The 9,779-nt window shown below is 47.5% G+C and carries 8 protein-coding genes; 5 read left to right on the top strand and 3 right to left on the bottom strand.

Going from position 1 to position 9,779, the window contains the following annotated elements:
- Positions 1 to 1,356, top strand: a 1,356-nt coding sequence (locus V6C93_RS35830) for a CHAT domain-containing protein (protein WP_333481471.1), incomplete at its 5' end; no start/stop codon positions are given.
- 19 nt (positions 1,357 to 1,375) lie between these two features.
- On the opposite strand, the gene V6C93_RS35825 is transcribed toward V6C93_RS35830, so the two are convergent.
- On the bottom strand, positions 1,376 to 2,983 hold the full coding sequence (locus V6C93_RS35825) for a pentapeptide repeat-containing protein (RefSeq protein ID WP_333481470.1): 1,608 nt from the start codon (positions 2,981 to 2,983) through the stop codon (positions 1,376 to 1,378).
- Positions 2,984 to 3,740: 757 nt separating this feature from the next.
- On the opposite strand from V6C93_RS35825, the gene V6C93_RS35820 reads away from it, so the two are divergent.
- The 3 genes from V6C93_RS35820 (at position 3,741) to V6C93_RS35810 (ending at position 7,043) form a co-directional block, all read left to right on the top strand.
- Positions 3,741 to 4,577 carry a prephenate/arogenate dehydrogenase gene (locus V6C93_RS35820; RefSeq protein ID WP_333481469.1) on the top strand — a complete coding sequence of 279 codons (837 nt, stop codon included), beginning with the start codon at positions 3,741 to 3,743 and terminating at the stop codon, positions 4,575 to 4,577.
- 352 nt (positions 4,578 to 4,929) lie between these two features.
- Positions 4,930 to 6,177 (top strand): HhoA/HhoB/HtrA family serine endopeptidase, encoded by a 1,248-nt coding sequence (locus tag V6C93_RS35815; protein ID WP_333481468.1) that lies wholly within the window; start codon positions 4,930 to 4,932, stop codon positions 6,175 to 6,177.
- A 500-nt stretch (positions 6,178 to 6,677) separates the two neighbouring features.
- A complete protein-coding gene (locus V6C93_RS35810) occupies positions 6,678 to 7,043 on the top strand; it encodes a hypothetical protein (protein ID WP_333481467.1) in 366 nt (121 codons plus the stop codon).
- Positions 7,044 to 7,187: 144 nt separating this feature from the next.
- On the opposite strand, the gene V6C93_RS38920 is transcribed toward V6C93_RS35810, so the two are convergent.
- Complete coding sequence (locus tag V6C93_RS38920; RefSeq protein WP_414644360.1) at positions 7,188 to 7,331, bottom strand: NACHT C-terminal helical domain 2-containing protein; 144 nt, start codon at positions 7,329 to 7,331, stop codon at positions 7,188 to 7,190.
- A 60-nt stretch (positions 7,332 to 7,391) separates the two neighbouring features.
- On the bottom strand, positions 7,392 to 7,688 hold the full coding sequence (locus V6C93_RS35805; RefSeq protein WP_333481466.1) for a hypothetical protein: 297 nt from the start codon (positions 7,686 to 7,688) through the stop codon (positions 7,392 to 7,394).
- A 102-nt stretch (positions 7,689 to 7,790) separates the two neighbouring features.
- Between V6C93_RS35805 and V6C93_RS35800 the strand changes: the two genes are divergently transcribed.
- The coding region (locus V6C93_RS35800) for a response regulator (RefSeq protein WP_333481465.1) at positions 7,791 to 9,779 on the top strand (1,989 nt) is incomplete at its 3' end.

Below are 9,779 nucleotides of genomic sequence, written 5' to 3'. Positions count from 1 at the left end.
TTTGAATCGCTTCGCCCTGGCTTGACGGATGCCGATAATGTGTCTATTTTTGACACCCAAGTATTCTCCTATAACCTGCTGCAACAAATCCTCATCGCTGCGAAAAAACCCGAAGCCGCGTTAGAAGTTTCTGAGCGAGGAAGAGCGCGTGCCTTTGTCGAGTTACTGGGTCAACGCTTATCTCCGCAAGCCGCCCAAAACTATAAAACCAAGGCACAACCACCGAGTATTGCCCAAATTCAGAACATTGCAAAAACTCAGAAAGCCACACTAGTGGAGTATGCCATCATCCCAGATGACGATTTTAAGTTTCAAGGTAAGCTGCGCGGGCCATCTTCCAAACTCTTCATCTGGGTCGTTCAACCCACGGGTCAAGTGGCCTTTCGGCAGGTTGACCTGAAAAATCTCAAGTCCCTGCCAGGGGCGTCAACAGGTAATGCTTCAACGTCCTTAGAAGACCTCGTTCGCGCCAGTCGAAATTTAGCAGGTCTTTACGCCGAACGTAATGAACCCGTCAGAAAGCAACTTTATCAACTTCTTGTTGAACCGATTGCCGAGTTTTTGCCCAAAGACCCCAGCGAACGAGTGGTTTTCATCCCCCATGAAACCTTATTCTTATTGCCGTTTCCAGCCCTGCAAGATGCTTCTGGTCAGTACCTGATTCAAAAACATACCATCTTGACGGCTCCAGCCATTCAAATTCTCGACCTCACGCACCAACAACAGCAAAGTCGAGGCTCACAAACGGCGGAATCACTACAAGGAAAAAATGCCCTCGTTGTAGGTAATCCCAAGATGCCTGCCGATCTCGATCCCTTACCCTCTGCGGAACGGGAAGCCAGAGAAATTGCCCAGCTTTTGAATACTCAAGCCATCACTGGGGAACAGGCAACCAAAGTTAGTATTGTCAAGCAGATGTCTCAAGCGCGGCTGATGCATTTCGCGACTCACGGCCTACTGGATGATATCAAGAAACTGGGCGTACCCGGTGCGATCGCACTTGCTCCCTCGCCCGGTGATGAAGGATACCTCACAGCGGGAGAACTCCTCAATTTAAAGCTGAATGCAGACTTGGTTGTCCTGAGTGCTTGTAACACCGGTCGAGGAAAAATCACCGGGGATGGCGTTATTGGGCTATCTCGTTCCTTGATTAGTGCTGGGACTCCGAGTGTCATCGTCTCCCTCTGGTCGGTTCCTGATGCACCCACTGCGCTCTTGATGACCGAACTTTATCACAATCTCAAGCAAAACGCTGACAAAGCTCAAGCATTACGTCAGGCTATGCTGACAACGATGAAACAACAACCGAATCCTTATAATTGGGCAGCGTTTACATTAGTTGGAGAGGCGGATTGAGTGGCATACCCCGACGTTATCACTCAGTGAATCCAGCGTGCTTTGACGTGTTGGATTGTCCAAGGGATTGCTTGACATAATCAAGGCCTGTGATAAATTTCATCACCTCACTAACGGGTGGCAATGTTGCTTCCGGTGTCTGCAAAGAGGCGTTTTTGGAACGATCCCCTAAGTTAGATTGATTCATCCAAGACTTACCAAAAGCAGGGTGGTAATAAATATTCAAACTTTGGTCGCTTGAGTTAGTAATAAGCGTATGGGTCGAAGCTTGGAAAAAGTTAACCGACTCTATCAAACTAGGTGCTAATTTTAGGGGTTCAGTGCTATTAATCGTATCAATAGCTTGATAGAGATTTGTAATTAATTCCCTCATGGGTGTTTGCTGTTGGTTCCCCAAAGTATCTAGCTCTTGTGATTGCACCATGTTGACTATCGCGAGAATATTTTGATGAGCGGTTTTTGCATCTTTGAAGGGAAGAATCGCCAAGTAAGCCAGAGTGAATAGGTCAGCGTTGTTGTCAATGCTGAATGTAATAGTCGTTTTCCGCGCCCCAACTTCAATGCTGGGAGCTTTACTAATTGCTGGGTAGATATGAGAAATTTGATAATAGCTAGAGGCTAAAGCAAAATTGGCGTTGAGATCTAAAGGGGCATCCACAGTAATCTGTACTATCGGCTGGGTTGCATTAAAAAACTTTTGCAAACCCTCGCCAGACAGGTAAAAAATCTCGCTGCGATCGCCTTCTGGACTCAGGTCAACCCACTCGCAGTTTATCCCTGTGGTTTTCAAACCAAACCGAGAAACAGCATGGAGTTTCGCCCCGGTCAATATAGCGCCACTCAAGTCAGCCCCGATCCAATCCACCTTCATCAGGCAAGCCTGCGTGAGATCGGCGTGAACGAGACTGGCATTGTGTAAATTGGCATTGCTTAAGTCAGCCCCCATTAAGTTGGCTCCACTTAATTTCGCATCGCTCAGATTAGCCCAGCGCAAATCGGCCCCTCTTAGGTCTGCCCATCGGAGATTAGCCCGACTCAGATCAGCCCCACTGAGATTGGCAAAACTTAAATTCGCTTGTCTGAGGTCAGCCTCTCTCAGGTTGCTATCGCTGAGGTCGGCTCGATTCAGATCAGCTTTGTTCAAATTTGCCCCTTCCAGAACGCTTGCTGTCAGGAAGGCACCCCGGAGGTTGGCTTCACTTAAAGTAGCGCGGCTAAGTATAGCTTGTCTGAGGGCAGCCTCCCGCAGATCCGCACCACTGAGATTCGCTTCTTTGAGCATCGCACCAGAAAGCTCAGCACGAATCAGTTCAGCACGAATGAGTGCGGCCTGAGTCAGATTGGCTCTCCTCAAGTCGGTTCTAATTAAATTGGTAACGTTAAGGCTTGCCTGGATTAAGTTGGCTTTTGAGACATTAGCGCCACTGAGTCTGGCGACATTAAGTTTAGCTTGGCTCAAGTTTGCACCGCTTAAGTTGGCTCCACTCAAGTTAGCCACACTTAAATTCACTTCACTCAAATTAGCGCCGCTCAGATTAGCCGCACTCAAGTTGACTTCAGCAAGGTTAAGGCCAGAAAAGTCTCTTTCTCCGGCTGCATATTGTTTGAGAATTTCCCTGACATCCATTAAAGCTACTTTGGACTGACTGCAAGTGAACGAGTTGTGGACTAAGCGCTACCCGATAGCATTTCAGTTCCTTGTCGATCCCAAGATTGAGTTAGGGGGCGCATGGTAGCGACCAACCCCAGCATCGACTAAAAAAGCGAAGGTCTAGTCGCCTTCAGGTTCTGCATTATACAAATCTTAATTTAACTATATCGTCGGGAAGTCCGCACTTGTACTTTTTAGGGTCAAGTTTGGGAAGGGAGCAAAGGCGATAAAGAGATATAGCCTTGAAACCCGACTTGTTACGGCAAGATTTGTTTTACGATAACTATCGAAAATTAAAATCGAAACGAGCTAAACAATTCATATCTCTATTAAAACAATCTAGAACCTGAAAACCCCTGTGCTTTAGCGAGGGTCAGTCACCTCAAAATGTCAAAGTGGGCAAAGATAAAGATGTAATTGCTGGGTGGTAGTGGTTAGATAACAGCTAAAATTTATCCTCGCTATGTTGCATCCGCTAGCGCTGACGCAGCACTTTGCGAAGGGAAAAATTGAGCAATCTCAAATCTTTTGCCCAACGTAAGCTTATCCCCGGCTCTCATTACGGGGGCTTTAGCCCGGTTCAAGCCAATCTAAGAAGAGGTAATTGCTTCTCGTTGAGACTCTCCCGGATTGCGACCCAGTCCTCAAATGCCAACGCCGCACGGTTTCCACGTTCTAAGTAGGCATAATGAGTGCAAAATGAAGTGCGGTAGTTCACTTTGGATGAAATAACATGAACATTGGAATCGTAGGGTTGGGACTGATTGGTGGCTCTTTGGGGTTGGACTTGAGAGCGCTGGGTTACCAAGTCTTAGGGGTTTCTCGCCAAGAACAAACTTGCCAACGAGCCATTGAGCGAGGTGTTGTGGATGACGCTAGCCTTAATCTGACTCTTTTGGCAGCGGCAGATGTTGTCTTTATTTGCACGCCCATTGCTGCGATCGCACCTACTGTACAGCAGTTAATTCCCCATCTCTCTCCAGAAACAGTACTCACCGACGTCGGTTCGGTCAAGGCGGCGATTGTTAACCAAGTTGCTCCCTTGTGGCACAACTTTGTGGGCGGACACCCAATGGCAGGCACGACAGACAGTGGTGTAGACGCGGCTGTCTTAGGATTGTTTGCAGAAAATCCCTACGTCCTGACACCGATTGAGACAACACCAACACCAGCCGTAAAACGGGTGGAAGAGATTGTGCGATCGCTCACTTCACGGGTCTACTTCTGCCGTCCCGAAGACCATGATCGCGCCGTGGCGTCGATCTCTCATCTGCCTGTGATGGTTAGTGCTGGCTTGATTGATAGCTGTATGAGCGAACCTGACCCAACTGTTTTAGAATTGGCTCAACAGTTAGCGAGTTCTGGATTCCGGGATACGAGTCGCGTTGGGGGCGGGAACCCAGAGCTGGGTATTATGATGGCGCGATATAATCGAGAGTCAATCTTGCGATCGCTCACCTCCTATCGCCACAGCCTCGACCAATTGATTGAACTGATCGAGCAAGAAGATTGGCCAATGTTGGAAAAAAAACTCCAAGAAACTCAATCGCAGCGTCCACAATTTCTTTAACCCTTAAATAGGGGTGAGTGGTTAATTTTTAGCCGATAAGAAGACTTTGATCAAAAATTAAAAAGGTTTCAAGCCCCCGACTAGTCGCTCCTTTGGAACGCCCGCTTGCGCTAACAATGGTGGGGACAATTCCCTTATCCAAAATCCAAAATCGCATGACTCACGTTCACCCAGGCGTCATATAACTGTCACAAGAGCGTCACAGAGAATATCTACATTGATAAATGTCAGCTGTAGTTAGTCTGATAAAAACTCTCTCCTTTGCTCCTTCGCCCTAACCTCTAAACAGCTGCTACTCGCTATCAATTAGGGCCGCATCATCCAGAGCAACCGCATTTTCAAAGAGAATCTCATGCTAGTAGACAACCAAAATTCCAAGGCTTACAAACCTGCCTCTTCTCCTTTTAGAAAGGCACTGAGCTATTTATCACTGGTTTTGCTGGGAGCTGGTGCCACGTTCTCCGGCAACTATTTCTTGTCAGGTCACTTGTTTTCCCAAGGTTTGTCTAATTCTAGAAGTTCCACTCAAGCTCTAGCAGAACCTGCTCCGACTAACGTATCATTACCGACTCAGAACACAAACTTTATCACGAATGTCGTTGAAAAAGTTGGGCCTGCGGTGGTACGGATTGATTCGTCTCGAACCGTCACGACTCAGATGCCAGATATGTTTAATAACCCTCTGTTTCGGGATTTCTTTGGGGCCGATCTTCCAACAGAGCCGCAGAAACGAGTTGAACGGGGTACAGGGTCAGGTTTTATTATCAACAGCAACGGTGAGATTCTGACTAATGCTCATGTTGTTGAGGGTGCGGATACGGTGAATGTGACGATCAAAGATGGTCGCAGCTTTGTCGGTAAAGTAATGGGAACGGATCCCGTTACAGATGTTGCGATCGTTAAAATTCAAGCGAGCAATCTTCCCACGGTGATGCTCGGTAATTCCGAGGAACTCAAACCAGGGGAATGGGCGATCGCGATCGGTAACCCTTTAGGTCTTGATAACACTGTAACTAAAGGTATCATCAGTGCGACAGGCCGTACTAGTTCTCAAGTCGGTGTTCCCGATAAGCGAGTTCAATTTATCCAAACCGATGCCGCTATCAACCCTGGTAACTCTGGAGGGCCACTCCTGAATGCCTCGGGTCAAGTGATTGGCATGAACACAGCAATTATCCAGGGTGCCCAAGGTTTAGGCTTTGCGATTCCCATCAATACCGCTAAGCGCATTGCTGACCAATTAATCGCACATGGCAAGGTTCAACATCCTTACTTGGGCATCCAGATGGTTACATTAACACCAGACCTCAAACAAAATATTAATAACAATCCGAATGCGGGTCTTACCGTTGATGAGGATAACGGTATACTGATTGCCAAAGTCATGCAAAATTCACCGGCCGCCAAAGCTGGACTGCGGGCTGGGGATGTTATCCACAAAATTAATGGTCAACCCGTGAAAAACGCCGAGGATATCCAAAAGGCTGTGGAAGATTCTCAGCTAGGCAGCAACCTACAATTCGAGTTGCACCGAAATCAAAGAGACATGAGTCTTACAGTACAGCCCGGTGCCTTTCCGATTGAGCAGGCACAGAAATAGGAATCGGTTTTTTATCAAAAATTTAGGTTTGCCTAACCAAGATTTCAGTCGAGTTGAACTGAAGATTGGTTAGGCGTTTTCAACTGTAGCTGAGGGATACCCTTCAGATCTTTCTAATATAGCTGTCGCCATAAAGGTTAGGACAGAGTTAACAGCTGAAACGACCACATAGCAGTAATAAACATAAAAGCCTTCTGCCTTTCGCTATATCTATATTCGGGAAGGAGAGTTGATTTCGGAGGGATGATTCGGTCGCATCGTTGTTTCTTTCGAGGATACGTTGAGTTTCTCTGCCCATCCTTTGTTGCCATTGGTTCGGTGAGGGCAAAAATTGAACATCAGTTATAGATAGCATCAGGAGTTTGGACGAGATTTCTCGCGATCGCTTTTTTGTTGCCCAACTCGATCTCGACTATCATGGCAGAGAAGCTCTACGATAGGCGAACTGCAAGGGCTGTTGATCGGGATATCCGATCTCATTGAAACTAAGGAAGATTAGGATGAAAATGCTCAAAATCATGCCGCTGATTATGGGAGTGTTTGTCACGGCTGCTATCGCTGTCACTCCATTGGCAGCTATGGCTGAGACGCAACAACCCTCGTCGCGTGGCGAAATCACTTTAAGCCAAGAACAGCAGGCTAAGTTTAAAGAGATACGAGCGCAAACGATCTCAAAAATTGCCCAGGTGCTAACACCCGCGCAAATGGATGATTTCAAAAAGAAGGGGCCACAGGGGCTGACAAATCTGTCAGGCACGCAGAAAACGCAACTCCAGCAAATTTTTCAATCTTACCTAAAGTCTATTGAAGGTATCCTCACAAAAGAGCAACTTCAGCAGATTGAACAAGCTCGACCGAAGCAGTAGGCAAGTCGGTAGACAAGGGCGGTGAAATGTATAGATTGAGTTCCTAAACTCACCCAACACCTACAAATTTCAAATGAGAGCGATCGTTTTTCTACCTCATTCTAAAGGCGATCGCGTCTCTATGTTGAATGCGTAATCATCGGCTCACCCAGTAGGCTTCCTGTTCTCAATCTCCGCCATAGGTAACAACAAGGAATCCTCAATATGCTGTTGCATCTCACGGCTGAAATAATAATCGCTATTGAGACAATCTACCAACAACTTATGGGCATCGTAATACTTCTTCAGCAGCCTCTTTTGCTACTCGATAAACTGCCAATTGTGACCGATAAGAAAAAGAAATATTTTTTATTTATGTTTTTTAAGTCCAAAAATTGGTAGCAAGGGAATAAATATGAGCAGTTGAGCTTTGTACTCTTGGAGTACTTCATCGTTACTCAACTTTTGGGGGTCTGTAATGTTGGTAGCCAAAATGAAGCAACCAGCACAGGTGACTTGTACCTGAATGACCGTTGGCTTCGGCACCAAAGTAGCTTGTAAATGATAGCTGACCCGTCTGGCTTGAGCGTCTTTGCGAGGCCGACCTGCTTGCTGATGATGAACTCGTTCAATCACCTCAATCGCTTCAAGAGCCTGAAACTTCATCTGAACTGGACTAGAGCTAGGCTTAATCTAGAGAGCGCTCTGACAGTAGCAGAGTTATTCTTCTGATCAGTAAGTCCTTGGAGTTCGCTGTCATCAGCCACGATGAAAATACTACTAATAGAGGATGATGCGCTGATTGCTGTACCACTTGCCAAAGCGCTGATTGACCAGCACTATGCTGTTGATGTGGCGACAGATGGTCAAGCCGGTTGGGAGTTGGTGGAATCCTTTACCTATGACTTAATCCTGCTGGATGTCATGTTGCCCAAGCTTGATGGGATGACGCTTTGTCGGCGGCTGCGATCGCAGGGCAATCAAACCCCAATTCTCCTGTTGACTGCCCAAAAGACCAGCACCAATACAGCCATAGGTTTGGATGCAGGGGCAGATGACTATGTTGCCAAACCGTTTAATTTGCAGGAGTTATTGGCTCGTATCCGTGCCTTACTACGGCGGGGAGGAGCAGCGTTACCACCGCTCTTGGAGTGGCGAAACCTGAAGCTTAACCCTAGCATTTGTGAAGTGACCTGTAACAGTCAATCGTTACGTTTGACGCCCAAAGAATATGGTCTGCTAGAACTTTTCCTGCGCAACCCGCATCGCATCTTTAGCACGGGTGCATTGATTGACCACATCTGGTCATTTGAAGAACCGCCCACAGAAGACACCATCCGCTCCCATATCAGGACCTTACGTCACAAGCTCAAGGCAGCGGGGGTTGTAGACGATCCAATTGAGACAGTTTATGGGATTGGCTATCGACTCAGACCAGCAGAAGAAAATAGCAAAGGAGCCAAGGAGCAAAAGAGTAAAGACCCAAAGGGACAGGAGAGCAAAGGAGCAGAAGCATCCAGTGTCGAATCGGAGACTCTAGCCGGAGTCGCCAAGATTTGGGAACAGGTTAAAGAGGATACTAATCACCGGATTGATGTAATCGAGCAAGCTGTGGCGCTATTGCTCCAAAATCAGCTCAGTGACGAAATGCGGCGGCAAGCTGAGTGGGAAGCTCACAAGTTAGGAGGCTCGTTAGGTATGTTTGGGGCTGATGCAGGCTCCCGTTTGGCTCAAGAAATCGAAACTATATTTGAAAAGGGGGTATCGCTGGATCGCGAGCGCACGCAGCACCTTTCCCAACTTGTCACAGCACTGCGGCAGGAAGTGCAACGCATGAGCACCGGGCAACTTCCTGAAATAATCTCAGACAGTGAACCCATTGATGGGCGTCCCTGTCTGCTCATTGTCAGTCCAAATCGATTATTGGCTGAACAGTTGGCGGCAGAGACACTCAGTTGGGGAATGCGATCGCAAATCACCCCAAATCCCGTTGCGGCTAGAGAACAGATAACCGATCAGCGCCCAAATGCTGTTTTGCTGGATTTTTCTGCGGCTGACACCCTGGATAACCATTTGACATTGTTAGCGGAACTGAGTGCCTGTACTCCACCCGTACCCGCTCTTGTACTCACAGATCGAGATAGTTTGATTGATCGCGTGAAAATTGCTCGTCTGGGCGGACATCGGGTTTTACAGCAGCCTGTCACGGCTACTCAGGTATTAGAGGCCGTCAATCAATTGCTGCAAAATACCCGTCTGACTAAAGCAATGGTGATGATTGTAGACGACGACCCGCAAGTATTAATGGCACTACAGCGTCTACTGATACCTTGGGGGCTTTATGTCTCTGTTCTCGACAATCCACTCCTATTCCTGGATACACTGGAGGCTACTCCACCCGATCTATTAGTTCTGGATGTAGAAATGCCCCATATCAGTGGGATTGAGCTGTGCCAGGTGGTTCGTAATGACCCACGATGGAGTGGATTGCCTATCCTGTTTCTCACGGCTCATTCCGATGCTGAAATCATGCATCAGGTATTTGCCGCAGGTGCGGATGACTACGTGAGAAAGCCCATTGTTGGCCCAGAACTTGTCACCCGGATTTTCAATCGCTTGGAGCGATCGCGCCTACTCAGAACGCTATCAGAAACCGACGCTTTGACTGGAGTTGCCAATCGCCGCAAGTCCACTCAAGAGTTGACTCAGTTTCTTGAATGGAGCCGACACTGCCATCAACCATTCTGCTTTGCGATC

This window comes from Allocoleopsis sp. (genome assembly GCF_036703385.1).
Taxonomy (GTDB): domain Bacteria; phylum Cyanobacteriota; class Cyanobacteriia; order Cyanobacteriales; family Coleofasciculaceae; genus Allocoleopsis.
Note: the sequence above shows the minus strand (reverse complement) of the source record. Positions and strands in the feature narration are given on the sequence as shown.